The following is a 25343-nucleotide window of genomic DNA, read 5'->3' on the forward strand; positions in this document are numbered from 1 at the left end:
ATTTGGGAAATATCGGAGGGGTAAAAGTGAAAATACTTTCAATCGAACCAACACCTAGTCCAAATACAATGAAAGTCATTGTTGATGAAGCATTGGCGGGTGGTAAAAGTAATAACTATAAAAAAGATGACGCAAGCAATGCGCCTGATAAAATCAGGCAGCTTCTTGAAATTGATGGAGTAAAGGGAATTTATCACGTTGCAGATTTCCTGGCGGTGGAAAGGCACCCTAAGGCTGATTGGGAAGCGGTCCTTCCTGAAGTCCGTTCAGTATTTGGTGAAGATCAGGAAACTTTGGAACAGGAAGAAAAAGCTGATGAACACTTCGGTGAAGTAAATGTACAGGTGCTCCAGTTTAAAGGCATTCCGCTTCAGATTAAGCTGCTAAGCGGAGATGAAGAAAAGAGATATGGACTGCCTGATTATTTCGCAGAAGCCATGAGTCAGGCACAGCTAGAAGGTGACAATGTCGTACTTCAGCGTAAGTGGAAAGACTTTGGCGTCCGTTATGGTGACCTTGATAAAATCGCCGGTGAAGTGACAGATGAAATTTTGGCATCCTATCCATCAAGCAGAGTTCAGGCAATTGTTGAAGCTGCAAAAGAAGCTGGAGACACACCTGTACAAAGCAGAGAACTGAAAAAAGTTTCTGTAGATATGCTAAAAGCCTGTGATACTTGGCAGGAAAGATACCAGCTGCTTGAACAGATACCAGAACCAACAACAGATGACATCCCTATGCTCAATGTAGCATTAGAGGATGAAAAAGTGTCAGTGAGACGTCTTGCAGTTGTGTACCTTGGGATGATTGAAGATGAGCAGGTATTACCATCTTTATATAAAGGGCTGAATGATAAAAATGCTTCGGTCAGACGAACAGCAGGAGACTGTCTTTCAGACCTTGGTTTCCCGGCAGCAGAGGAAGAAATGATGAATGCACTTTCAGATAAAAACAAACTCGTCCGCTGGAGAGCAGCAATGTTTCTATATGAAGCAGGCACTGAAAAGTCTTTAACTGCCTTAAAAGAAGCAGAAGAAGACCCTGAGTTTGAAGTTAAGCTTCAGATTAAAATGGCGATTGAGAGAATCGCAGAAGGTCAGGAAGCAAAAGGTTCAGTGTGGAAACAAATGACTGAAGCAAGAAAACAGAGAATGGAGGAATAAGATCATGTCAATGGCATATGAAGAATATATGAGACAGCTGGTAAAACCAATGAGGCAGGAACTTACTCAGGCAGGATTTCAGGAGCTTAGAACAGCTGAAGAAGTAGAGTCATTTTTTGAAGAATCGAAAGGCACATCACTTGTTGTCGTTAATTCTGTCTGCGGTTGTGCTGCAGGACTTGCCAGACCTGCTGTCACTCAGGCATTAATTACCCATGATAAAGAACCTGATCATCTGGTTACAGTATTTGCGGGGCAGGACAAAGAAGCAACCGCTAAAATGCGCGCACAGTTTCCTCAGCTTGAGCCATCATCACCATCGATTGTTTTACTGAAGGATAATGAAGTGGCTCATTTTATTCCAAGAGAAGAGATAGAAGATCACGAAGTAGAAGATATTGTAAGTAATTTAAAATCTGCTATGGATCAGCACTGTTAGGACCGTTCATTGATCATTACAACATCCGGAAGACCGGGGAAAGCATCCTGTCATCATGTTGAAATCGCGAGACGTTTTTTCAAAGAGTCTTCTTGTGTAAATAGAGAAAAGAGATCAATAAAAGCATTATATGATCAATATCAGGATGATATATTAGTTGCAGGTGAAAAGACATTTGAACTGTTTAAAAATGGAGTAGATGATCCATTTTTTTACCATCCGAATTCTGCTTCATTCAGAATAAAAAGAATGATGAAGGGTGAAAAAGATCCGCTTATCGAAGCAGCGGATCTTTTACCTGAAGACAGCTTTTTAGACTGTACTGCCGGTATGGCCTCAGATTCACTTGTTGCATCATGGTATTGTGGCCCACCGGTGACTGCGATTGAGCGGAATAAAGAAATTGCATTTATCACTGGTCAGGGATTGAAAAGCTTTCAGCACAAAATAGATGACATTACACTAGCAATGAGAAGAATACAGCTTATACATGAAGATGCATATTCTTTTTTGCTGTCTGCTCCATCAGACAGTTATGATGTCATTTATTTTGATCCGATGTTTACTGAAACGATTGAGTCAAAAGGAATTACACCTTTGAAAAGATTTGCTGAGCGTTATAATGATGACTTATACAAAGCGATATCCGAAGCTAAAAGGGTTGCTAGAAAAAAAGTACTTTTAAAAGACCATTTCAGGTCATCCAGGTTTGAAGAGATGGGTTTTCAAAGATTGATCAGACCATCTACAAAACAGCATTATGGAATCATATCGATACACTAAAAAAACCAGTCTAAGCGACTGGTTTTTTTAGTGTATCTGATCTGATCCGAATTTGGCCGGCGTGTCTTTCCCCCAGTATACTTCAGCTAATTCATGATGCGTCTCAAAGCCATCTTCTACAGTATGATAGTGGAAGTTAAAGCTGTATCCCTCAAGAGGCGGGCGGTCTTTTCTCACATGGAAGTATAGTACTTCGTCGTTGGATTTTGTATCCATGATATGAAAAATTCTTTCTCCATCTCCTTTTCCGATAATCGGTGATATAGCAAGGTCAGTTATTTCTTCATCAGGATATGTATCAATAAGATCTAATATAATTTCTTCAATTTTAGGCAGTACTTCAGTTTCAAAATCTGTTTCAATTCTAGGCAGGATTCTGTTACCCAGTTTAGTTGCCGTAATCTCTCTGGCCTGAGCAATCAACTGTTCTACAGACTGCTCTTTGCTTAGTGCAGGTAATGCGGAAACCTCTAAATGATCCGGTACAACTTCATGGTCGTCTGATTTCTGATTGTTCCAGGCGAGTAGATCCTGAGGAGAAATCATGCCGAATGTCAAAATTGATATTAAAACAACAAAAGATTTTTTTATCCAGTTAGGCATTGTACTCTATTCCCTTCGATAAAGAATGTCCGAAATTAAAATCTAGAATGGACTCACATTGTTAAATCAATTATACTAGAATACGAAAAGAAAAGCGCTAGTTTATTAAATATTGTTCCTTGAATAGGGGGTAAATGTGTTGGAAGAAATGATGATCAGTATCGGATTTCTATTAATGCTTGTTTACTTTGTATACTTACAATTTGCTGAATAATAAAAAGCTGGCTGATGCCAGCTTTTTATTTACATATGATGATAAAGGAGAGCAATGAAATGAAACAATATCATGACTTACTTGAACAAGTCCTGAATCAGGGAATCAAAAAAGGTGACAGAACCGGTACAGGTACGATCAGCTCTTTCGGTCACCAGATGAGATTTGATCTTCAGGAAGGCTTTCCTCTTGTCACTACAAAAAAAGTTCCATTCAAACTGATTGTCAGTGAGCTTTTATGGTTTATCAAAGGGGATACGAATATCAGATACCTGCTTGAGCACAATAACCATATCTGGGATGAATGGGCGTTTAAGAACTGGGTTGAATCAGATGAGTACACTGGTCCTGACATGACTGATTTTGGTTTGAAGTCATTAAAAGATGAGGAATTTAAAAAGGAATATCAGCATCAAATGCAGTTGTTTCAGGAAAAAGTCTTAACAGATGATCAGTTCCAAGAGAAATATGGAGACCTTGGCTCTGTCTATGGTAAACAGTGGCGCCAGTGGCAAAAGTTGAGTGGTGACACGATTGACCAGCTGAAAGAAGTAATTGAATCAATTAAATACAACCCTGATTCAAGAAGGCATATTGTAAGTGCATGGAACCCTGAAGATGTTCCTTCAATGGCGCTGCCGCCATGTCATACTTTGTTTCAGTTTTATGTTGCAGATGGTAAGCTGTCGTGTCAGCTTTATCAAAGAAGCGGAGATCTGTTTTTAGGCATACCATTTAATATCGCAAGCTATGCACTGCTTACTCACCTCGTCGCGAATGAATGCGGTCTTGAGCCGGGAGAATTTATTCACACAATAGGAGACGCACATATTTATTCCAATCATATTGCTCAGGTAAATAAGCAGTTAAGCAGAGAATTCAAAACATTACCGACGCTAAAGTTAAATCAGCAGAAATCTTTATTTGACCTTGATCCATCAGATGTAGTGATTGAAAATTATAACCCGCATCCGGCAATAAAAGCACCGGTAGCTGTATAGGAGTGAAATTCATGATATCTATGATCAGTGCGCATGACCTCAACAGAGTTATTGGTCAAAATGGTGATATGCCCTGGCATTTGCCGGATGACCTTAAGTTTTTTCAACAAACCACAACAGGTCACAGTATACTAATGGGACGCAAAACATTTGAGTCAATGAATGGACCATTAAAAAACAGAAAAAATATCGTTTTGACAAGGGATGACAATTGGCACCATGATGGAGCCATAAAAGTCTCAGACCTTGATGAAGGATTAAAATTGTTGGGTGAAGATCATGAAGGGTTTGTTATTGGCGGTGGAGAAATCTATAAAATGGCCATTGATAAAGCTGACCGGCTGTATATTACTTTAATCCATGAGGAATTTGAAGGGGATACATATTTTCCTGAATATAATGAAGAGAACTGGAAGCTTACATCAAGGGTCCAGGGAGAAAAGAATGAAAAAAATCCTTACAATTACGAATATCTGATTTTCGACAGAATCTAAAAAAAAAACCTTCAGGTCATCCCTGAAGGTTTTTTTATGCATAAAAGTATACTGTAAAATACATAAACGCACTGCCTGCTATGACAAATAAATGCCAGATCGCGTGGTTGTAAGGAAGTTTTCTCCATACATAAAAGATTGCACCAACTGAATAAAACAATCCGCCTGCTAATAATAACCCAAAACCTGCAGCTGATAATTCATTATATAAAGGCACGGCTGCAATAATGATCAGCCATCCCATTAAGACATAAAATAAAGTAGAAATAATCTGATACCGGTCAACGAAGTAACATTTAAATACGATTCCAGCAATAGCAAGCCCCCATACAAGCCCAAAGATTGTCCAGCCGAGAGGATCGCGGATCGTAACAAGAACAAAAGGTGTATAAGTACCAGCAATTAACAGATAGATTGCGGAATGGTCTAGTATCGCAAAAAACCGCTTCAATTTTTCAGTTTTTACACTATGCAGTAAGGTAGAACATAAGTAAAGTATCAGCATGGTGGATCCAAAGATGGCGAAGCTGACAATGTGCCAGGCGGTCCCTCTTTCTACAGCAGCTAATATAATCATGACAAGCGCAGGGATTGATAGTAAAAAGCCTGCACCATGCGTAATCGCATTCCAAAATTCTTCTCTTTGATCTTTATAATCAAAAGTATCCATGCTGTTATCACCTCAATCATTTTTTCTCTGTATTATTGTACTGCTATCATATTATTCAGGCAAATACTAAAGAGGAACAAGCATTCCTGAATTCAAAATATTACACTGAAAAAGCGTTTTAAAACCTATCATATCAACTTAATATGACAACTGTCACTTCTTTTGAAAAATATACTGAAGTATTAGGAGAATTCCGGGATAGTTAGTATAATATGAAATAATAACTTATTGGATGAGGGGTAGTTTTATGATTAAAATTGTGACGGACTCAACTTCAGATTTAACAAACGATGAAATTGAAAAGTATGGTATTACAGTAGTTCCTTTAACACTAATAATTGATGGGGATTCATATCTGGACAGATTAGAAATTTCACCATCTGAATTTATGAAGAAAATGGCAGCATCTAAAGAACTGCCTAAGAGTTCACAACCTTCTGCCGGAGCATTTAAAGAAGTATATGATGAGCTTGGCAAAGATGGTTCCGAGGTTATTTCCATCCATATGACCGGTAAAATGAGCGGTACTGTCCGTTCTGCAGAAAGTGCAGCCGATATGACGGATACAAAAGTTACTGTCATTGATTCCGGTTTCATTTCCCGCGCACTTTCTTATCAGGTAATAGGAGCTGCACAAGCAGCCGAAAACGGAAGATCAGCTGATGAGATTGTGGAGATTATTAAAAATGTAAAAGATCGTTCATCACTGTTTGTTGTGGTTGACACACTTGAAAATCTTGTTAAGGGTGGAAGAATAGGAAAAGGAAGAGCATTTCTTGGATCACTTCTAAACATTAAACCAATCGCTTCTTTAGCTGGTGGAGAATATACACCAGTATCAAAAGCCCGTAATTACACACAGGTTGCAAAGTACCTTATCTCTCAATATGAACAGGAAACAAAAGGAAAAAAAGTGAAAGAAGTAAGTGTTGTACATGCTGATGGCATGCTGCTTGCTGAAAAAGTAATCAGTAAAATCAGTGAGGATGTATTTTTAAGTGAAACAACACCGGTAATATCAACCCACACAGGTAAAGGTGCAATCGGATTTATGTTCTATTATGAATAATGTAACTTTTAACATAAAAATTTAATAATATTAAAAAAACTGTGTCTCTTGTAAAGACACAGTTTTTTTACAGATTAAGCAGGCAGCGGATTGTTTGAACCTAATTTCCAGGTGTTATAATGTGAGTAGAGGAGTTAGGCAGGTGAGAATATTGAACAAACGTAAAATTGGAATTTTTATATTAGTTATGATGATAATGGTGCTGACGGGATGCAATAGCATTTCATCTGAACAGCAGATCAGAGAGGTTAACCTTCCGGAAAAAGAAGTTCCCGACGAAGGATTCTTTCCTGAACCACTTAAAATTGTTTCATTAGGTGATTCTCTGACTCAGGGAGTTGGAGACAGCCAGAAACTTGGCGGATATGTGCCATTACTTGAAGCAAGCCTGGAGGAGAGAAATAATATTGGCGAAGTGGATATCATAAATTTCGGCAAAAGGGGCAACCGCTCGGATCAATTATTAAAACGGATTAATGAAGAAAATGACATTCAGACTGCCATTGCATCATCAGATATGGCTATTATCACGATTGGTGGTAATGATGTCATGAAAGTCGTCAAAACAACTTTCCCCTCATTGTCATTCGAAAGCTTTGAAGGCGAAAGGCTGAATTATGAAGAGAATTTAACTGAAATTTTATCCAGTATTAGATCAATCAACCCTGATATATCAATTGTATTGATGGGCATCTACAATCCATTTTTTATGTTTTCAGCAGATGTGAAAGAAATGAAAATGATTGTAGATACATGGAATGCCAGCGGTGAGAGCATTGTGAATGATTATGATAATACTTCTTATGTAGATGTAGCTGACCTGTTCAGTCGATCAGATCAGAACCTGCTTCATACAGATTATTTTCATCCTAATGATGAGGGATATGATCTAATTGCTCAAAGAATTGAAACAGGCGTCTTAGACGTGTTAAGTGATGGCAGCAGTCAAGGAGATGATTAATGTGAAGAGTTTTTGGAAAGTGATGTTTTTTGGATTACTAGCTGTTGTTTTAATTAGTTCTGCACTCATTGTCTTTTTACTTCTCAGACCGGTAGAGGGGGAACAGGCGAACGCAACACCTGTTGCTCCTCCTGAAGCAGGTGCGGAATTTGAAGTCATTACTAATAGAGAAGACCTGACGATCGTTGCGAACCGGTTTATTGAAGAAGAGCTTGGAGGTTCAATTGATTATTCAGTTATGTTTGATGACAGAGTGAAGCTGAATGGTGAAATTCCTATATTCAGTACAAGTATAGACTTCCAGATGTCTTTTGAAGCAAATGCGCTTGAAAATGGAAATTTGCTGCTGACTCAGGAAAGTCTTTCACTTGGCGCGATTGATTTGCCAGTATCAAGTGTTCTTAAGTTTATTGACGACTCTTATGAATTTCCGGAATGGGTTGTCATGGAACCTCAGAACCAGCAGATCGTCGTTCAGGTTACAGAAATTGATGTAGCACAGGGTCTGAATGTAAAGACTAATCAATTTAACCTTGAGGATGATGAAATTTCATTTTCAATTTATGTCCCACAATAATAGGAGAGATGTATGATGGCTAATTATGAAAAAGCAACATTTGCAGGCGGATGCTTCTGGTGTATGGTAAAACCATTTGATCAGCAGCCGGGTATCCAATCTGTTACTTCAGGGTATACAGGCGGACATACTGAAAACCCAACTTACCAGGAAGTATGCAGTGAAACAACGGGTCACCGGGAAGCGGTTCAAATTGTATTTGATCCTGCAGTATATCCATACGAAAAGCTGCTTGAACTTTTCTGGATTCAAATCGATCCTACAGACTCCGGCGGTCAGTTTTTTGACCGTGGAGAATCTTATAAAACAGCAATTTATGTTCATAATGAGGAACAGAGAAAACTTGCCGAGGCTTCGAAAAGAGAACTTGACGAAAGCGGAAAGTTTAATCGACCGGTTGTGACAGATATCTTCGATGCCTCTGTATTTTATCCTGCTGAGGAAGGGCATCAGGATTATTATCAGAAAAATCCTGCTCACTACCAGGCATATTACACCGGGTCAGGAAGAAAAAGAAAGGTTGAACAAAACACAGAAAGGTTGAGACGATGAAAAAAAATATAGATCAGCTGAATAAAATGCAATATGAAGTTACTCAAAAAAACGGTACTGAGCCGCCATTTAAAAATGAATATTGGGATGAGTTTGGCGATGGAATTTACGTGGATATTATCTCAGGAAAGCCATTATTCAGCTCAAAAGATAAGTATGATGCAGGATGTGGATGGCCAAGCTTTACAAAGCCGATTGATCAGAAAGAGATTATTGAGAAAAAAGATACCAGTCACTTCATGATCAGAACTGAAGTAAGGTCCAATGAAGCTGACTCTCATTTAGGTCATGTTTTTGATGATGGGCCTGGTCCTGATGGGCTGAGATACTGTATCAATTCAGCTGCCATGCGGTTTGTACCAAAAGATGATCTGGAAAAAGAAGGATACGCAGTATATAAAAAGTTATTCAGTGAATAATACTTGTGAATAGATGAACAATCTGATAAACTGCATAATGCGAAAGTTTAGAGGGATGGAATTAAGTCTATATATACAAGAGGAGCGTGATTAGATGTTAAAAAAATTATTCGGAAAAAAAGAAGAAGCACCAAAAAATGTTGAAATTAAATCACCATTAACGGGTAATCTGCTAACGCTTGAGGAAGTACCGGATCCAGTATTTTCACAGAAAATGATGGGTGACGGAATTGCGATTGAACCGACTGAAGGAAAAGTAGTATCTCCAATTGATGGAGAAGTCGTTCAGGTATTCCCAACAAAGCATGCGATTGGCCTTAAAGCTAAAAATGGCGCTGAAGTGCTGATCCATATCGGTCTTGAGACCGTATCGATGGAAGGGAACGGTTTTGAAGCCCACGTTTCTGAAGGTTCTAAAGTAAGTGTTGGAGATCCGCTTGTAACATTTGATCTTGAATTGGTCAAAACTGAAGCGAAAAGCATTATCACGCCGGTTATTATCACAAATGGTGATGATCTTGCAGGCATTGAAAAGAAATCAGCATCAACTGTGCAGGCAGGACAAGATACAGTGATGGATGTATCATCTAAATAAATTTAACAACTGTTCCCTGAAACTTGGGGAACAGTTTTTTTTATGCTAAATTTAATAAGTTAATAAAAAGCGCATGTAATTCCGTATAATTCAGAGTAAAGCACTTTAAATATGAGCACTGTTATTCAGCAGCTATTATATAAAGGGGGGAGAACATTGAAAACATTTTATCATTTCGTATTAAGATACAGAGAACCTGTCCCACGAGACGGCAAAGAGAAGCTCGCCAACAAAATATACGAAGACGGAGATTTTCCGAGAAGGTCAAAAAACTACAATGAAATCAGCCAATATATAGAAACGACCGAACAGTATTTCTCGTTAGCAGTGATTTTTGACGAGCTTTGGGAGGAATATCGGACATCAAATTGATAGCAAAAAACTTAGTAGCAACTCCGAATCTATATATAAGTTGAAATAATGTAAAAAAAGAGCTACAATAAGGCTTCATAAAGGTAAGGGAGGAAATATGATGAGTATTCATATTGGTGCAAAAAAAGGTGACATCGCTGAAACGGTACTTTTACCAGGTGATCCATTACGTGCAAAATATATCGCAGAAACATTCTTAGAGGATGTAACGTGCTATAACGAAGTTAGAAATATGTTCGGCTATACTGGTACATATAAAGGCCATAGAATTTCAGTACAGGGTACTGGAATGGGTGTACCTTCAATTTCAATTTATGCTAACGAATTAATTGAAGAGTATGGTGTTAAAAATCTTATCCGCGTTGGAACTTGTGGCGCAATTCAAAAGGACGTTAAAGTGCGCGACGTAATCCTTGCGATGACTGCGTCTACTGACAACAACATGAACCAGAGAACATTTAAAGGTGTTGATTATGCACCTGCAGCTGACTTTGGACTTCTTAAGAATGCATATGATGCAGGTCTTGAAAAAGGACTGAACCTTCAGGTTGGTAACGTATTTACAGCTGATATCTTCTATGATGATAACGCTGAACACGAAAAGTGGGCTCAATATGGTATTCTTGCAGTTGAGATGGAAACTTCTGCGCTTTACACACTTGCTGCTAAATACGGAAGAAAAGCACTTTCAGTATTGACGGTCAGTGACCATATTTTAACTGGTGAAGCTACTTCTTCTGAAGAACGCCAGGTTACTTTCAATGATATGATTGTCGTTGCGCTTGACGCTGCGATCGCAGAATAATGTAAAACCGGCTGCATTTGCAGTCGGTTTTATTGTTTATTAAAAGGCACAACTGTTTAATTACAACAGATTGATGAATGATGAGATTTTGCTTTTCCTCTATACTTAAAGCTGTTAAGATATAATAGATTGTCCTAAGCGTAAGATTAGAAAGTGGTGAAAAAATGGATAACGAGCATCAAAATGTAACAAAAGAGGAAGCCAAAGAAACCTTATCAAACTACGTGAATATTAAAAAATTTCATTTCGTGATGCTATTATTCCTAACCGTATTAGCAACTGCCGGCATCTCAATTTTCGCTTTATCCTTCGGTGATGAGAAAGCAGTAACGGTAGGTGTTCAGGAGCGGACCGAATTTAATAAACTATATGAAGCGTATGATACGATTCAGGAGGACTACTTCCTGGAGTATGAAGAAGAAGATCTGATTAATGGAGCGATCAACGGTATGGTTGATGCACTGGGCGATCCATATTCAGATTATATGAATCAGGAAGAGACGGCTCAATTTAATGAAAATATTACTTCAAGCTTTCAGGGAATTGGTGCAGAAATTCAGTCAATGAATGATCTGATCACTGTCGTTTCTCCAATTAAAGGGTCTCCGGCTGAAAGAGCAGGTATTATACCGAATGACCAGATTCTCGCTGTTGATGGAGAGAGTATTCAGGGTATGAGTGCTTCTGAAGCAGTGATGCTGATCAGAGGTGAAAAAGGAACTGACGTTACATTAACAATTCAGCGTCCTGGTGTCTCTGAGACAATTGAAGTGACGATCACAAGAGATGATATTCCATTAGAAACCGTATATTACGAAATAAATGAACAAAAGGTGGCTACCATCCAGCTAACAAGTTTTTCTGAAACCAGTTATGATGAGTTGACAGAAGCTTTACAAGACCTGGAGTCACAGGGAATGAAAGCGCTAGTTCTTGATTTAAGGCAAAATCCGGGTGGCTTACTGCCACAGGCAATCTCTATTTCAAATCTGTTTGTCCCTGCTGGTGAAACAATTGTTCAAATTGAAGAGAGTAATGGAGAAAAGCAGGTCATTACAGCGCAGGATGGAGATAAAGTTGAAGTCCCAACAGCAGTGGTTATTGATGAGGGAAGTGCAAGTGCATCAGAAATTGTCGCTGCAGCTGTGAATGAAACGGCTGAAATTCCTTTGTTTGGTAAGAACACATTTGGCAAAGGAACTGTTCAGACTGCTGAAGACTTTAACGACTCTTCCAATATGAAAATTACAACAGCCAGATGGTTAACGCCAAACGATAACTGGGTGCATGAAGAAGGTGTTGCGCCAACCACTGAAGTTGACATGCCTGAATATGCCACCCTGCCTTATCTGAATATTGATTCAGACCTTGAAGAATCAATGCTTTCAGATGACGTTGAAATCGCAGAACAAATGCTAAATGCTTTAGGAATGAATCCTGGTAAAGTTGATGGGCTATATGACGCTGATACCGTTACAGCAGTTAAATCTTACCAGGAAGAAAATGAATTAGAAGTTACCGGTGTGATCAGTCCGGAAACAGCTTCATCGATCATGCTTAGCCTGAGAGAGCAGCTTGAGGAGAATGATCCACAGGTAAACCGTGCAATTGAGTATTTACTTGAAGAAGCAAATATCGAGGCTGATGAGGCTTCATAAATATCACAATCAAACCCGGCCTTCAGTTTGGCCGGGTTTTTTTGAAAGGATGAGTTGATGAGTAACAAAATACCCGTATATTTATTATCAGGATTTCTTGGTAGTGGAAAGACTACATTATTAAAAAATCTGATCCGTTTTGAAAAAGATCAGGGGCGTATGCCTGCAGTATTAATGAATGAAGCCGGAAAAGTATCTATTGATTCTGAAGAAGTAGATCGGGACATTCCATTAGCTGAATTACTCGATGGATGTATATGCTGTACAATTCAGGATAAGCTTGAAAGCCAGCTTCAAGAGCTTTTAATAAAGGGGGGTTTTGATACGCTAATTATCGAGACAACAGGCGTCGCCCATCCTGTAGAAGTAGTGGATTCAGTTCTGTCTCCACTATTTGCAGATCAGTTCAGCTTTAAAGGGATTCTGACTACTGTAGACGCACTTCAGTGGGAAAAAAGAGACGAGCTGTCAGTTCAGGCGCTGCAGCTCATGAGGGAACAAATTAAATTTGCAAGTATGGTACTGCTCAATAAAACAGATCTTATTCCAGAAGGAAAAATCCCGGTTATTTTAAATGAGATTCAATCACTGACATCATCAAAAATTTATCTGACTCAGCAGGCAAAAATTCATTACAAGAGCCTTGAGAATTTGAGTCTGAAAAATTATGATGGATCATCACAGGTGAGATTAGATCATGAACTCCAATTAAATGTGATTGTCTATACATTTGATCAGGAGGTTGAAAGAGGCGCATTTGACGCGTGGCTGAGAGAACAATCATCCTCTGTCTACCGGATGAAAGGGTTTATACCTTTTCATGATGAAAAGTATCCTGCATTATTTCAATATTCGTATGGGATGCCTTTATTCTTTGAGCATGATATGAAAATGACACCTAATCTTGTGATTATTGGGGAGAATTTAGATGAAGAACAAGTAAAGAAGGATCTCATGGAGCTTGAGAAATGACTGATAAACATTTGCTTTTAGAACTATATTCTTCACTATGGAATAACAGATTGTATGGTTCTTTTGAAGAAATGGAGCAGTCTATCTTAAGTGAACTGGCTGATCAGAATACTCACCCGAGACTGAGAAGGTCACCAGATACAAAACTGCAAATCACTTCTCAAATGATCAGACAGTCAAAGCTTGATGCCGAGCAGCAAAAGATCATGATTGATTATATTACTTTACTATATAAACAAAACTTTAATAAATGAAAACTAGTTGTCATAAACGTTAAAAACAGTGTGAAAATGAATCTTGTCAATCATTAGTTATTTGTAATGTTTACCGCATTAAGAAGATTAATAGTATAACTGGTAATTCATACAATACAGACAAGATTTTAGAAATCCTTTATATATTCATTAAGAATGAATAAAAGTATCTATTGTTGAATGATATTTTAGAAGAATGTTCCTACCATGAGATCCCTCCAAATTCTGGCTTCATTATTACATTAAAACGGGTGTTAAGATGAGGTTGTCGAAAGACAAAACACATTTGGAGGGATATTCATGTTTGGAAAAGTAGTTGCATCAGCAGCATTAGCAATCGCATTATTGGCGCCTGCAGGAACAGCAAGTGCGCATAGGGATAAGGATTTCTATCAAAATTACATTCAACAAGTTCTCAAGCATTATGATATAAAAGTACATTATAAGACTTCTGAAAAAATCACCTGGAAAGAAGCAGCTCCACTAAATGAAAATAAAGCATCTGAACCTGAAACTGCAGCACCGGTGGAAAAAGAGTCTGCACAAAATACTGAACAGCCGGCAGCACCTTCGGAAACAAATACAGAAGTTAAAGCACCAGTAGAAGAAACGGAAGCGCCTGCAGAGGAATATGAAGCACCAGAAGAATCTGTTGAACCGGAAATTAAAGCTGAGCCCCAAACGTCTCAAAATGAAACACCAGCTAATGAGCTTGGAAGTTTTGAAGCTCAGGTAATTGAATTAACAAATCAGGAAAGAAGTAAATATGGTTTGCCGGCATTACAGGCAGACACTGAGCTTTCAGCAGTTGCAGAAGAAAAGTCTGCTGATATGGCGAGAAATCAATATTTCTCTCATACGAGTCCAACTTACGGTTCACCATTTGATATGATGAAATCTTACGGAATTAACTACCGTTCAGCAGGTGAAAATATTGCGATGGGTCAGCAGACACCGGAGCAGGTTGTAACTGCGTGGATGAACAGTGAAGGACACCGTCAAAATATTTTAAGCACTTCATATACTCACATAGGTGTTGGATATATTGAGAACGGTAATTATTGGACTCAAATGTTTATTGGTAAATAAATTATATTTCAAAAAAACTCTCCTAGTATGGAGAGTTTTTTTGATTCATTTTTTTTCTAAACAAATTGATTGATGCCGAAATTACTTTGATAAGTACAGGTATTTTTGATTAAAAAGGTTTATATTTGCTTTCCGCAAACATTTATCCATACAATAATAGTAATTAAATCGTGTGGAGTTGAAGCCAATGGATAAAACAGTATTAATTACTGGCGGTACTAAGGGAATTGGGAAATACACTGCAAAATTTCTTGCTTCCAGTGGATATCGCATTATCGTGAATTACAGGTCAAATGATGAAGAGGCAATTGAATTTGCGTCTGAACTCAGTCAGATCAGCCGTCAGTCGTGTTCAGCAATTAAAGCTGACATTGCCTCAAAAGAAGGCAGTTTATCATTAATTAATCAATTAAATGACAAAGGGATTCAACATATTGATGTGTTGATTCATAATGCAGGACCTTACATTGCTGAAAGAAAAAAAATGACCGAATACTCCTTTGAAGAATGGGACCATATGATCAATGGCAATTTAAATGCAGTATTTTACTTATCGAGACATATAGTTCCCCTGATGAGAGAAAATCAATGGGGGAGATTAATTATGTTTGGATATGACCGCGTCGATACTGCTCCCGGGTGGGTTTACCGCTCAGCATTCGCTTCAGCAAAAAGCGGGCTTGCTTCGCTAACTAAAACGATCGCATTAGAAGAGGCTGAAAACGGCATTACTGCAAATATGATTTGCCCGGGCGATATTGAAGGCGCCTGGAAAGAACTCGGCATTAAAGATGCTGCCGGTTCTGGTGACCATGAAAATCCAGTCGGAAGACCAGGCAGTGGAGAAGATATTGCAAGGGTGCTTTCATTTCTGATTCATGAAGATTCGGGATTTATCACTGGGGCGATTATTCCTGTCACAGGCGGTAAAGATGTATTAGGCAAGATCTATAGAAAATAGAAAGCTCCCGGTTAATGACCGGGAGCTGCCTTCATTTTATTCCGCTGGATGATGACCATCCTGATTGTCAGTGTAATTGCCCCTGCTGTAAGTCCGGCAATTAAACCGATCCAGTATCCAAAGTATGCCCATTCGGTATAATTTGCTAATACATACCCAACCGGCAGGCCAATCACCCAGTATGAGATCATCGTCATAATGAGTGTTATATTGACGTCTTTATATCCTCTTAACACTCCCTGCACGGGTGCCTGAATTGCATCAGATAACTGGAATAATACTGCAAATATCAGAAACTGTGCCGTAAGACTGATTACCTGCTGATCCGTTACATAAATACCTGCAACAGCGTCTCTGAATATAAATGTCAGTACACCGCCAGTTGCAGCAATGAGTACAGCAATTGACACACCCATATAACTATAAGTTCTTGCATCTTTCATTCTGCCTGCCCCTGCTTCAAATCCAACGACAATTGTGAGCGCCATTGATATACTAAGAGGAATCATATATAAGAATGATGAGAAATTAATAGCTGCCTGATGAGCAGCGATAACCTCCGTCGTATAAACACTCATGAATAGCGTGACAGCAGAGAAAATGCTTGTTTCGAAAAAAATGGAAAACCCGATCGGAATACCAATGATCAAAATTTCTTTCCATTTTGTAAAGTCAGCTTTTACCTTGTTCCTGAATACATGATATTCGCTGAATGGACGGTTTCGGTGTACGATGACAATTGAAATGATACAGATCAGCCAGTAAGTAATTGCTGAAGCTACACCTGCACCTACACCCCCAAGAGCGGGTAAACCGAGCTTTCCGAAAATGAGAATATAATTAAATACAACATTAAGTGGCAGAGACATAAGCGTTACATACATCGTCACTCTGGTAAAACCCAGCGCATCTATAAAAGAGCGTAAGACATTGTAGACGAACAAGGGGATGATCCCTGCAGCGAGCGCAGCCAGATAAAGACCTGCAACTCTGCGGACTTCATTTTCTATATTCATCACAGAGAGAATGGGGTTAACCGCAATCAAACCGACGATTAAAATAAGGACTGCCATAATAATTGCCAAGTACACACCCTGAATGACTGTGTTTTTTACATACATTTCTTTTTTTCCGCCAATTAACTGTGCGACAATAGGCGTTACTGCAAGCAGGATACCGGATAGTCCGGTAAATACCGGCATCCAGAGTGAGGACCCGATTGCCACACCTGCAAGATCCGCGGTTGAGTATTGTCCTGACATAATCGTGTCAAAGAAATTCATGGCAAATAAGCCTAGTTGAGTGACAAGGATCGGGATCAGAATAATTGAAAACTGTTTCAGCTTTTGTTTCAAATTAAATGTTTGCTCCATAAAAAACCGGCTCTCTTTCTGTTACACCTGAAGTGACTGGTATTTTAAACCTCAGAGCATTATAACATAACAAACTATCGAAAAGGTCTGGAAGGTGATTGAATGAATATTGTCTGGAAGGTTTTTTTAGTGTGGTACGGAATAGGTGTTATATTAGTTGCATTTGACTTGTTGCCTCCATTTCTGGAGTGGGCAAATGCAGTATTTTTATATTTGGCAGGCATTCTGTCTATTTATTATGGAATGAAGGTCCTGGGTAATCTGCGAGGATTAATCATTAGCATAGTGATTATGGCATTTACTATGTGGGCTGAATCGCTTGGTGTAAAATATGGCATCATCTTTGGGGCGTATCATTACGAACAGGATTTTGGCATACAGGTTTTCGGGGTTCCACTTACAATCGGGTTTGCCTGGGTCATGGTCATATTTACTTCACTCAGTTTAATGACCGGTTTACTGGAGCAGCCAAAAAGCCTGTTAAAAGGCCTCGGCTTTGCATTTGTCACATCTCTTTTAGCAGTTTGTATGGATTTAATCATAGATCCCGTTGCTTATCAGGCAAAGCAGTACTGGGTTTGGGATGATACTGGCCCTTATTATGATATACCGACACAGAATTTTATCGCCTGGTTTTATGTATCATTTATTATTCAAATCATTGTTTATTTTATGGCGGCTCCACCATCTGATGAAACATGGACTAAACGCACAAATTGGCTGTATTTCCTGATGATTATTATGTTTGTTGTCACTGCGTTTGTATATCAGCTGTATTTTGCTATTTTTGCAACTGCAGCAGGGCTTCTGATCACATATCTCATTTATTCAGTGATGAAAAGGAGAGTCCGATGAACAATAAATCTTCGAGAACTGAATATATGCTTGGAAAGTATTTAACATGGCAATTGAAGAAACATTTTTACAGGGTTTATATCCACAATCAGCATCAGCCCTCTGATCAAGCGAAACTATATATTATGAATCATTCGAGCTGGTGGGATGGTTTAATTGTTTTTTATCTTAACCGGTATTTAATAAATGAAGACGCCTACGCCATGATGAGTAAAGATGGGATTGAGAAGTTTACTTTTTTCTCAAAGATCGGTGCATTTCCGGTTGATCCTGATTCACCAAAATCCCTGATCAGAAGCTTGCAGTTCGCTGATCAGTTATTGAAAGAAAAAAAATCTGTATGGATTTTTCCGCAGGGTAAAGAAGAGCATCAGGATAAACGTCCGCTTTCATTTATGAATGGTCCTGCATATCTGGCAGAAAAAAATCCGGAAGCAGAGATTATTCCGGTTTCAGCCAGTTATACTTTTCGTCACGACCAGCGGCCTGAGCTATTTATCTCAATAGGGGCTTCGATTAAACCTGAAAAGATAAACAGTCTCGATAGAACAGAAAAAAGTAGTGTTCTACGGCAGTCACTTGAGCAATCTTTGGATCTGATGAAGGCAGATATCATTAATGAGGACTTGAGTCGATATAAAGAATTCGTTAAAGGTTTTAAAACATCTAGTGAATGGCTGGAGGTTTTTAAAAGAAAGTAGGTTTGAAACGGCTGAAGGAGGACTGTGACGTGGCTGCTTATGTGTGTATTTTATTGATCTTTTTATTTCTGACAATCCTTAATATTGTTACGATGCCAAGATTAAAGGACAGAATGGATGACCATTCGGCTAAAGTCTCCTTTTTAATTCCGATGAGAAATGAAGAGGACAATGCAGCGGGAATCATTCAATCCATATTAGATAGTTCCTACTCAAACAAAGAAATTATCGTGTTAAATGACCACTCTGAAGATCGGACTGAAAGCATATTAGCGCAGTTCCGCAGTGAAATTAAAATTATTCAGGGAAATCCGTTGCCTGAGCAATGGGTGGGGAAAGTGTATGCTTGTCATCAGTTAAGCAAAGAGGCAACAGGGGACTACCTCTGTTTCATTGATGCGGATGTGAGAATGGAGCCGGATGCAGTGTCAAAAGCACTTCATCTTCTAAAAAAACGTAAAGCCGGCCTCATTACGGGATTTCCCCAGTTTCCGACGAAAACGTTTCTAGCAAAGCTACTCGTTCCACTGCAGCATTTTTTCGTATTTTTTCATTTACCTAATGCTGTAGCTAATCTGTCAACAAAACCTGCATTTACTGCAGCTCACGGCGCATTTATGTTATTTGATAAAAGTGCTTATCTGGATTCAGGGGGGCATGCAACCGTCAGAAATTCGCTGGTGGAGGATATTCATCTGACAAGGGTTTTAAAGCGGAATGGTTACAGGTGTATATTAAGCAATATCACGAATTCAGTTTCATGTGATATGTATGAGACAAATGCAGAAGTATGGGAAGGGTTTACTAAAAACATCTTCACCGGACTCGGACGATCTATTCTTGTAGCGGTGATTGTCGCATTGTTTTATATCAGCTTTTATTTTTTCCCGCTTGTCAGCTTCATATACGGATTGATCGGTCAGGAATGGCTGTGGTGTCTTCCGTTGCTCATCATCTATTTACAGACGTTTTTAATCGATGTAGCCACCGGCCAGTCAAAACTTCACTTTTTTCTCATGCCTTTATCTGCAATCGCATTAGTCATTCTTTTGTTTACTGCAGCAATTAAAGGGATAAGCGGCAGTGGTTATACGTGGAAGGGGAGAATCTACAGATGAAAGAGATTTGTATCGTCGGAGCAGGTCTTGGAGGACTCGCATCTGCGATCAGACTACAGTCTAAAGGTTATCAGGTGACGATTATTGAAAAAAACAGACATCCTGGCGGAAAAATGATGCCCGTTAAAATGGAAGATTACCATTTTGACTTTGGACCAAATACCATTACAATGCCCTGGGTTTTTGAAAATGTTCTGAACGAAACCGGATTCGATCTGAAAGACTACCTGTCTTTTATCAGACTTGAGCGTCATACAAAAAACGTTTTTTCAGACGGGTCTGTTTTTATACAATCGGTTCACCCTGACGAAATGATCAAACAGCTCGCTGAAATTGACCCTGAAGCTGCACCAGTATACTGGGATTACTTAAAGGAAATCGAACGGCTGTATAAAATCTCTGAAAAGGCTTTTTTCCCAAAAGCCATTACTTCACTGAAAGATTTTATGGACCCTCACACGGCAAAAGCGTTTATGCGTGTGAGACCGTTTGAAAAACTGGCTTATTTTAACCAGAAATACTTCACAAACCCTAATCTGCAAAAGGTGTTTAACCGCTATGCTACATATATTGGTTCGTCCCCTTATCAAAGCCCTGCAACGTTTGCGATGATTGGATACCTTGAAATGGTGTCAGGTGTTTTTACCGTAAAAGGTGGAAACACAAAAATTGCTGAGGCATATGATGACGTATTTAAAAAACTTGGTGGCACAATTATCTACAATGAAACCGTTAAGGAACTGATGATACAAGACAAAATTGCATATGCGTTAAAAACAGACAGCGGACGAACTTTTGAATTCGATCATATTGTGATTAACGGCGATTATGTCACTTCCACAAAAAATCTGATTAAAGAATTTGATCGTCCAGGCTTACCGGATCATAAGCTTGATCAATATGAACCTTCAATTTCTGCTTTTGTGATTCTGGCAGGTCTGAAGGAATTTCAGCCTGACATTCATCATCATCAGGTCTATTTTACTGAGGATTATCATCAGGAATTTGAAGATATTTTCAAACATAAAAAAATGCCTGATGATCCAACAATCTATATCAGCCACAGTGCTTTTACAGACAGAACCGTAACCAAAGGGAGTAACTTATTTATTCTGGTCAATGCACCGGCCGCAAATATACCTGATATTCATTCATATAAAGAAAAGGTTTACCGTACACTTGAAAAAAAGGGGATTCCAATTTGCGAACAGCTTGAATGTGAGAAAGTATTTACACCTGATACACTGAAACATTTATTCCATGCATATAAAGGGTCAATCTATGGTATTTCATCCAACTCAATGAAAGATGCTTTTTTAAGACCGGGGAATAAGAGTAAATTTATTCACAACCTATATTATACCGGCGGGTCTACTCACCCGGGTGGAGGTTCTCCAATGGTCGTGATGAGTGGGTTGAATGTAGCAGATTCAATCATAAAGGGAAACGGCTCTTTTCGTTTCGAATGATTCAGGTATAATAGATGGGTAATGAACTTTTAGATTGGAGTATCACATGAATAAAATATTATTTACCGGAGGAGGATCCGCAGGTCACGTCTCTGTGAACACTGCACTCATCCCTGAATTTCTGAAAAATAAATGGCAGGTTTCCTATATGGGTTCACATGATGGAATTGAAAAAGAGATTATAACTGAAAAATTCCCGGATGTTCCCTATCACGGGATCTCAAGTGGGAAATTAAGAAGATATTTCTCTATGAAAAACTTTACAGACCCTTTCCGTGTGCTAGCAGGAACTGTACAAGCCTACTTAAAAATTAAAAAAATCAAGCCTGATGTGATTTTTTCAAAAGGTGGATTTGTTTCTGTTCCGGTGTTACTTGCAGCTAAAATGGCTGGTGTGCCAGTGGCGATTCATGAATCTGATGTAACACCGGGACTAGCAAATAAGCTGGCTATGCCTTTTGCAACTAAAATTTACACTACTTTTAAAGAAACACTTCAATATGTCCCTGCAGAAAAATCCACGTGTGCAGGAGCCATAATCCGTGAGGAGCTTTTCAGCGGAACAAGAGAAAAAGGCATGACGTTTGCCGGACTTAATCAGAAAAAACCAGTTATTTTGATTATGGGTGGAAGTCTTGGTGCAAAAGGAATCAATGACACCGTACGTAATGCACTTCCTGAATTAATTGAACATTATTCAATTATACATCTATGTGGAAAAGGGAATGTAATCGAACATGATCATCCGGACTACATTCAATATGAATTTGTTTCAAACGAATTACCTGACCTGATTGCTGCATCTGATTTAGTCATTTCAAGAGCGGGTTCTAACTCTATATTTGAATTTCTGGCATTAAAAAAACCGATGATCCTGATTCCGCTATCAAAAGAAGCGAGCAGGGGAGACCAGATATTAAATGCAAACTCATTTGTTCAGCAGGGGTTCGCATTAAAGCTTGAAGAAGAAGAATTAACGACTGAAACACTGCTGACTGCTGTCAGACAGTTAAGAGATCAGCAGTGGACAATGATTGAAAAAATGGATGAAGCACCAACATCTTATACGATCAGTCAGATGGCTGAAGAAATTACCCGGTTATCTAAAAACAGCGGACATTAACTTGTCTGCTGTTTTTTGTATCAGATCAGCTGTTTATGTAGATTCAGATCGGGAAAAGAAAAGCATTATATGAATTGGAGGAATTATGTGATGGATGTTTTAGTAATAGGAGCAAATGGTACAACCGGAAGACTGACAATTGATAAGCTGGCAAAAAGAAATAAATATTATGCAAGAGGCATGGTCAGAAAGGAATCACAGTTTGAAGAAATTGAAAAGCTGGGAGGGCTGCCTGTACTCGGCGACCTCGAAGGTGATTTTGAAAAAGCATTTGATGAAGTCGATGCGGTGATTTTTGCAGCCGGGTCAGGTGGTCATACCGGACCTGAGAAGACTAAGTCTGTAGATGAAGAAGGAGCGATCAAAGCAATTGATCTGGCCGTTGAAAAAGGAGTAAAAAAATTCGTCATGCTAAGTGCGATTGGCGCAGGTGATTTATCATCCATGGACATAGGTGATGATATGAAAGCTTATTATGAAGCGAAACACGCAGCTGATCAGCATCTCGAAAAAAGCGGATTAAATTATTCAATTATCAGACCCGGGCTGCTGACTGACGAAAAAGGGACAGGTAAAATCAGAGCTGCTGAAGTGCTTATTGACCGGCAGGGTGATATTACGAGAAGCGATGTGGCGGAAGTGCTGGTTTTGGCACTCGACCATGAGAACCTGAACAATAAAGCGGTTGAAATTTTAAATGATGAAGAGGATATGATCACCGCTTTAAATAGAGCATAAAAAAAATCACCGGGCAAACGTCCGGTGATTTTATGCTTCGAGTGCATCTTCAGTTTCATCATGAGTACGCATATGGACAAGTGTATATAAGTCTTTTGAAATGACATACAGATTAAAGAGATTCTCATTTTTATTAATTTCATCATATAAAGCTTTATTCATTTCATTGGCAGAGACTACATAAGGCAATTTTTCAGCAGCTTTTTGTGATCTCAGGTTTGTTTTTCTGATTCTCAGATAGACATTTTCAATTCCAAGTTCATAAAAGAGCTCATTAAAAAAAACTTCTTTTGCAGCCTGATTATAACCCAGGCCGTGATACGGCTTTCCTAGCCAGGTGCCTAAAAACCCGCTATGATTGTGCACGTCAAATAAGCTGATCGTACCAGCAGGATTTCCCCATTCATCAAGAATTGTCCGTGAAATCACTTCTCCACGTTCTTCTGCCTCAATCATTTGCTTAATCATGAACATTAATTCTTCAGACGATGATGCTTTTTGTCTGACATATGGGAATACGTCGGGATGTGTCATTAATTCAAACAGCGCCTGGCTTTCGTGTACGTCACGTTTTTTTATCATGGTTTTGCCCTCCAAAAAAGGGCAGTATCCTAAACGGACCTGTAGAACACCACCCTCGAAATTTTTCATTGCGTTCATAAAAAATTTCGGGGTGGGAATCGAACCCACTAGAACCAGCTGGTCAGCTGGTGGCGCACCATTTGCCTTCCCTCCATAACAGACTCATATGACAGTCTTATGGCATCTTTGTATTGTAAACTTATTCAGTTTCTTCTACATCTTTGCATCTAAATCATACAAAATTTTAATTGGTTTGAGAATAGTTTTTTTGCCTTATTTAAAAATATTTTTTTCACACCTGATAGACGATTTCACCTTTTATCATCGTGAATACAGGAGAGGACATAAAATGAAGTGGATGCTCGCTCCACAAGACCAGATCAGCTTCTTTGCCAGGCTCGATACTGCCGATTTTCTGATCAATTCCAAGGTTGCGGGCAGGGTTAATGGTAATCGCTTCAAGTGCAGCCTGAATGGACAAACCCTCTCTGACGGCGATCGCTGCACATACGTTCAAATATTGTATAGGTGTATAAGGGTGATCTGTCGTAATGGAGACTTCAATTCCGGCGTCAGATAAAACCTGATAGGTTTTCCACGATTTATTTCTCAGCTCAACCTTTGACTTGCGTGTGAATGTTGGTCCTACACAAACCTTAGCCCCTGAGCGCTTCACTTCTTCTGTGATCAAATGTCCTTCAGTGCAATGTTCGATTCGCAGATCAAGGTCAAACTCTTCTGCCAGTCGGATGGCTGTTACAATATCATCAGCACGGTGAGCATGAATCCTTACAGGAATCTCCCTGTTTAAAGCTTTTTGAAGGGCACTGAGACGAAGGTCATTTGTTCCTTCAAAGTTTTTTGCCAGATACAGCTGTTCTCTTAACATACCCATAATACCCATTCGTGTAATAGAATCATTTGAACCGTTGGAATGCATCCGTTTCGGGTTTTCACCAAGTGCCATTTTAAGCCCGGATTCCGGATTCACAATCATTGATTGTACGGTTTTCCCGTCAGTCTTAATAATGGCTGTGATTCCTCCGATAACATTCGCACTTCCCGGCAGTATATTCACCGTCGTCACCCCGTGTGAACGGGCATTGAAAAAGCCTTCATCGAGAGGATATACCCCGTCAATTGCACGTATATGCGGGGTCATCGGCTCAATTGATTCATTTGCATCATTGCCAGCCCAGCCGGTACCTTCATCATACAGGCCAAGGTGCGTATGCACATCTATTAACCCCGGTGTTAAATGCTGCCCGGAGCAATCAATCACCTTTGCATCAACATGACCTGAAATTGTATCATTCACTTCTTTGATGATCCCGTTTTCTATTAATACATCACCGTATTGAATCATTGAAGCAGTAATTGGATAAACGACTGCATCCTTGAGCAAAACCTTCATATGACAGCCCTCCTTAAAGAATTGTTTATACTTTAATTCTACTTTAATCAATATAAAGAGAAAAGAATTTTCAGAAAGAATGCCGTATTGAACACTGTTTCCTTTACAAATGTAAGCGAAATCCGACATAATAGTAAGACAATAGTATAACGTACCTTTCGGGGCAGGGTGAAATTCCCTACCGGCGGTGATGAGCAGCTGCTCTTAGTCCGTGACCCGGTGTTACCGGTGGATTTGGTGAAACTCCAAAGCCGACAGTTAAAGTCTGGATGGGAGAAAGGAATTGCGTTTATCAGAAATGTTGAACGCTTATTTCGTC

At 39.1% G+C, this 25343-nt stretch carries 29 protein-coding genes and 1 riboswitch; of the genes, 24 read left to right on the top strand and 5 right to left on the bottom strand.

Going from position 1 to position 25343, the window contains the following annotated elements; genetic code table 11:
• Positions 1 to 26: 26 nt before the first annotated feature.
• From ACH6CZ_RS02830 to ACH6CZ_RS02840, 3 genes are read left to right on the top strand one after another with little or no spacing between them, the layout of a single operon-like run.
• Entirely contained in the window at positions 27 to 1163 is a 1137-nt protein-coding gene (locus tag ACH6CZ_RS02830) for a conserved virulence factor C family protein (RefSeq protein ID WP_374095904.1), read from the top strand.
• Positions 1164 to 1167: 4 nt separating this feature from the next.
• Positions 1168 to 1602 carry a BrxA/BrxB family bacilliredoxin gene (locus tag ACH6CZ_RS02835; protein WP_374095905.1) on the top strand — a complete coding sequence of 145 codons (435 nt, stop codon included), beginning with the start codon at positions 1168 to 1170 and terminating at the stop codon, positions 1600 to 1602.
• A 9-nt stretch (positions 1603 to 1611) separates the two neighbouring features.
• On the top strand, positions 1612 to 2385 hold the full coding sequence (locus tag ACH6CZ_RS02840; RefSeq protein ID WP_374095906.1) for a class I SAM-dependent methyltransferase: 774 nt from the start codon (positions 1612 to 1614) through the stop codon (positions 2383 to 2385).
• A 27-nt stretch (positions 2386 to 2412) separates the two neighbouring features.
• Here the strand turns inward: ACH6CZ_RS02840 and ACH6CZ_RS02845 are convergent, their stop codons facing one another.
• Positions 2413 to 2988, bottom strand: a complete 576-nt coding sequence (locus ACH6CZ_RS02845; protein WP_374095907.1) for a YpjP family protein — start codon at positions 2986 to 2988, stop codon at positions 2413 to 2415.
• Between the two features lie 273 nt (positions 2989 to 3261).
• Here ACH6CZ_RS02845 and ACH6CZ_RS02850 point away from each other — a divergent pair, with 273 nt between their 5' ends.
• Both ACH6CZ_RS02850 and ACH6CZ_RS02855 read left to right on the top strand, forming a co-directional pair.
• Positions 3262 to 4203: a thymidylate synthase gene (locus ACH6CZ_RS02850; protein WP_374095908.1), complete on the top strand. Its 942-nt coding sequence runs from the start codon at positions 3262 to 3264 to the stop codon at positions 4201 to 4203.
• A gap of 11 nt (positions 4204 to 4214) precedes the next feature.
• The gene (locus ACH6CZ_RS02855; protein ID WP_374095909.1) at positions 4215 to 4697 is read left to right on the top strand and encodes a dihydrofolate reductase; all 483 of its coding nucleotides are present in this window, start codon (positions 4215 to 4217) and stop codon (positions 4695 to 4697) included.
• A 34-nt stretch (positions 4698 to 4731) separates the two neighbouring features.
• Here the strand turns inward: ACH6CZ_RS02855 and trhA are convergent, their stop codons facing one another.
• Positions 4732 to 5367: a PAQR family membrane homeostasis protein TrhA gene (trhA, locus tag ACH6CZ_RS02860; protein WP_374095910.1), complete on the bottom strand. Its 636-nt coding sequence runs from the start codon at positions 5365 to 5367 to the stop codon at positions 4732 to 4734.
• Positions 5368 to 5614: 247 nt separating this feature from the next.
• Here trhA and ACH6CZ_RS02865 point away from each other — a divergent pair, with 247 nt between their 5' ends.
• The 13 genes from ACH6CZ_RS02865 (at position 5615) to ACH6CZ_RS02925 (ending at position 15651) form a co-directional block, all read left to right on the top strand.
• On the top strand, positions 5615 to 6436 hold the full coding sequence (locus tag ACH6CZ_RS02865; protein ID WP_374095911.1) for a DegV family protein: 822 nt from the start codon (positions 5615 to 5617) through the stop codon (positions 6434 to 6436).
• A gap of 151 nt (positions 6437 to 6587) precedes the next feature.
• The gene (locus ACH6CZ_RS02870; RefSeq protein ID WP_374095912.1) at positions 6588 to 7397 is read left to right on the top strand and encodes an SGNH/GDSL hydrolase family protein; all 810 of its coding nucleotides are present in this window, start codon (positions 6588 to 6590) and stop codon (positions 7395 to 7397) included.
• Between the two features lies 1 nt (position 7398).
• Positions 7399 to 7974, top strand: coding sequence for a YpmS family protein (locus ACH6CZ_RS02875; RefSeq protein ID WP_374095913.1), 576 nt, complete (start codon positions 7399 to 7401; stop codon positions 7972 to 7974).
• 12 nt (positions 7975 to 7986) lie between these two features.
• Positions 7987 to 8526, top strand: coding sequence for a peptide-methionine (S)-S-oxide reductase MsrA (gene msrA / locus ACH6CZ_RS02880; RefSeq protein ID WP_374095914.1), 540 nt, complete (start codon positions 7987 to 7989; stop codon positions 8524 to 8526).
• Complete coding sequence (gene msrB / locus ACH6CZ_RS02885) at positions 8523 to 8945, top strand: peptide-methionine (R)-S-oxide reductase MsrB (RefSeq protein WP_374095915.1); 423 nt, start codon at positions 8523 to 8525, stop codon at positions 8943 to 8945. The genes msrA and msrB overlap by 4 nt, the downstream gene beginning before the upstream one ends.
• Before the next feature lie 94 nt (positions 8946 to 9039).
• Positions 9040 to 9540, top strand: a complete 501-nt coding sequence (locus tag ACH6CZ_RS02890; protein ID WP_374095916.1) for a PTS sugar transporter subunit IIA — start codon at positions 9040 to 9042, stop codon at positions 9538 to 9540.
• Positions 9541 to 9696: 156 nt separating this feature from the next.
• A complete protein-coding gene (locus ACH6CZ_RS02895; RefSeq protein WP_374095917.1) occupies positions 9697 to 9912 on the top strand; it encodes a YozE family protein in 216 nt (71 codons plus the stop codon).
• Between the two features lie 100 nt (positions 9913 to 10012).
• Positions 10013 to 10717: a purine-nucleoside phosphorylase gene (gene deoD / locus ACH6CZ_RS02900; RefSeq protein WP_374095918.1), complete on the top strand. Its 705-nt coding sequence runs from the start codon at positions 10013 to 10015 to the stop codon at positions 10715 to 10717.
• A 164-nt stretch (positions 10718 to 10881) separates the two neighbouring features.
• On the top strand, positions 10882 to 12375 hold the full coding sequence (locus tag ACH6CZ_RS02905; protein WP_374095919.1) for a S41 family peptidase: 1494 nt from the start codon (positions 10882 to 10884) through the stop codon (positions 12373 to 12375).
• Positions 12376 to 12432: 57 nt separating this feature from the next.
• Positions 12433 to 13347, top strand: coding sequence for a CobW family GTP-binding protein (locus tag ACH6CZ_RS02910; RefSeq protein WP_374095920.1), 915 nt, complete (start codon positions 12433 to 12435; stop codon positions 13345 to 13347).
• Positions 13344 to 13601: a hypothetical protein gene (locus ACH6CZ_RS02915; protein ID WP_374095921.1), complete on the top strand. Its 258-nt coding sequence runs from the start codon at positions 13344 to 13346 to the stop codon at positions 13599 to 13601. The genes ACH6CZ_RS02910 and ACH6CZ_RS02915 overlap by 4 nt, the downstream gene beginning before the upstream one ends.
• A 300-nt stretch (positions 13602 to 13901) precedes the next feature.
• Complete coding sequence (locus ACH6CZ_RS02920) at positions 13902 to 14690, top strand: CAP domain-containing protein (RefSeq protein ID WP_374095922.1); 789 nt, start codon at positions 13902 to 13904, stop codon at positions 14688 to 14690.
• Between the two features lie 187 nt (positions 14691 to 14877).
• A complete protein-coding gene (locus ACH6CZ_RS02925) occupies positions 14878 to 15651 on the top strand; it encodes an SDR family oxidoreductase (protein WP_374095923.1) in 774 nt (257 codons plus the stop codon).
• A gap of 11 nt (positions 15652 to 15662) precedes the next feature.
• On the opposite strand, the gene ACH6CZ_RS02930 is transcribed toward ACH6CZ_RS02925, so the two are convergent.
• Positions 15663 to 17024: an MATE family efflux transporter gene (locus tag ACH6CZ_RS02930; RefSeq protein ID WP_374095924.1), complete on the bottom strand. Its 1362-nt coding sequence runs from the start codon at positions 17022 to 17024 to the stop codon at positions 15663 to 15665.
• Between the two features lie 102 nt (positions 17025 to 17126).
• On the opposite strand from ACH6CZ_RS02930, the gene ACH6CZ_RS02935 reads away from it, so the two are divergent.
• From ACH6CZ_RS02935 to ACH6CZ_RS02960, 6 genes are all read left to right on the top strand, one after another.
• Positions 17127 to 17879: a carotenoid biosynthesis protein gene (locus ACH6CZ_RS02935; RefSeq protein ID WP_374095925.1), complete on the top strand. Its 753-nt coding sequence runs from the start codon at positions 17127 to 17129 to the stop codon at positions 17877 to 17879.
• Positions 17876 to 18580, top strand: coding sequence for a lysophospholipid acyltransferase family protein (locus ACH6CZ_RS02940; protein ID WP_374095926.1), 705 nt, complete (start codon positions 17876 to 17878; stop codon positions 18578 to 18580). Before ACH6CZ_RS02935 ends, ACH6CZ_RS02940 begins: the two co-directional genes overlap by 4 nt.
• Positions 18581 to 18609: 29 nt before the next feature.
• On the top strand, positions 18610 to 19698 hold the full coding sequence (locus ACH6CZ_RS02945) for a glycosyltransferase family 2 protein (protein WP_374095927.1): 1089 nt from the start codon (positions 18610 to 18612) through the stop codon (positions 19696 to 19698).
• The gene (locus tag ACH6CZ_RS02950; RefSeq protein WP_374095928.1) at positions 19695 to 21167 is read left to right on the top strand and encodes a phytoene desaturase family protein; all 1473 of its coding nucleotides are present in this window, start codon (positions 19695 to 19697) and stop codon (positions 21165 to 21167) included. The genes ACH6CZ_RS02945 and ACH6CZ_RS02950 overlap by 4 nt, the downstream gene beginning before the upstream one ends.
• A 46-nt stretch (positions 21168 to 21213) precedes the next feature.
• Positions 21214 to 22290 carry an undecaprenyldiphospho-muramoylpentapeptide beta-N-acetylglucosaminyltransferase gene (locus ACH6CZ_RS02955; protein ID WP_374095929.1) on the top strand — a complete coding sequence of 359 codons (1077 nt, stop codon included), beginning with the start codon at positions 21214 to 21216 and terminating at the stop codon, positions 22288 to 22290.
• 90 nt (positions 22291 to 22380) lie between these two features.
• The gene (locus ACH6CZ_RS02960) at positions 22381 to 23028 is read left to right on the top strand and encodes an SDR family oxidoreductase (protein ID WP_374095930.1); all 648 of its coding nucleotides are present in this window, start codon (positions 22381 to 22383) and stop codon (positions 23026 to 23028) included.
• A gap of 30 nt (positions 23029 to 23058) precedes the next feature.
• On the opposite strand, the gene ACH6CZ_RS02965 is transcribed toward ACH6CZ_RS02960, so the two are convergent.
• Both ACH6CZ_RS02965 and ACH6CZ_RS02970 read right to left on the bottom strand, forming a co-directional pair.
• A complete protein-coding gene (locus tag ACH6CZ_RS02965) occupies positions 23059 to 23610 on the bottom strand; it encodes a GNAT family N-acetyltransferase (protein ID WP_374095931.1) in 552 nt (183 codons plus the stop codon).
• A 292-nt stretch (positions 23611 to 23902) separates the two neighbouring features.
• A complete protein-coding gene (locus ACH6CZ_RS02970) occupies positions 23903 to 25024 on the bottom strand; it encodes an amidohydrolase (protein ID WP_374095932.1) in 1122 nt (373 codons plus the stop codon).
• 150 nt (positions 25025 to 25174) lie between these two features.
• Positions 25175 to 25309, top strand: a riboswitch (FMN riboswitch).
• The last annotated feature ends 34 nt before the right edge of the window (positions 25310 to 25343 follow it).

Origin of the sequence: Jeotgalibacillus sp. JSM ZJ347 (assembly GCF_044383825.1) — a bacterium.
Lineage (GTDB): Bacteria > Bacillota > Bacilli > Bacillales > Jeotgalibacillaceae > Jeotgalibacillus.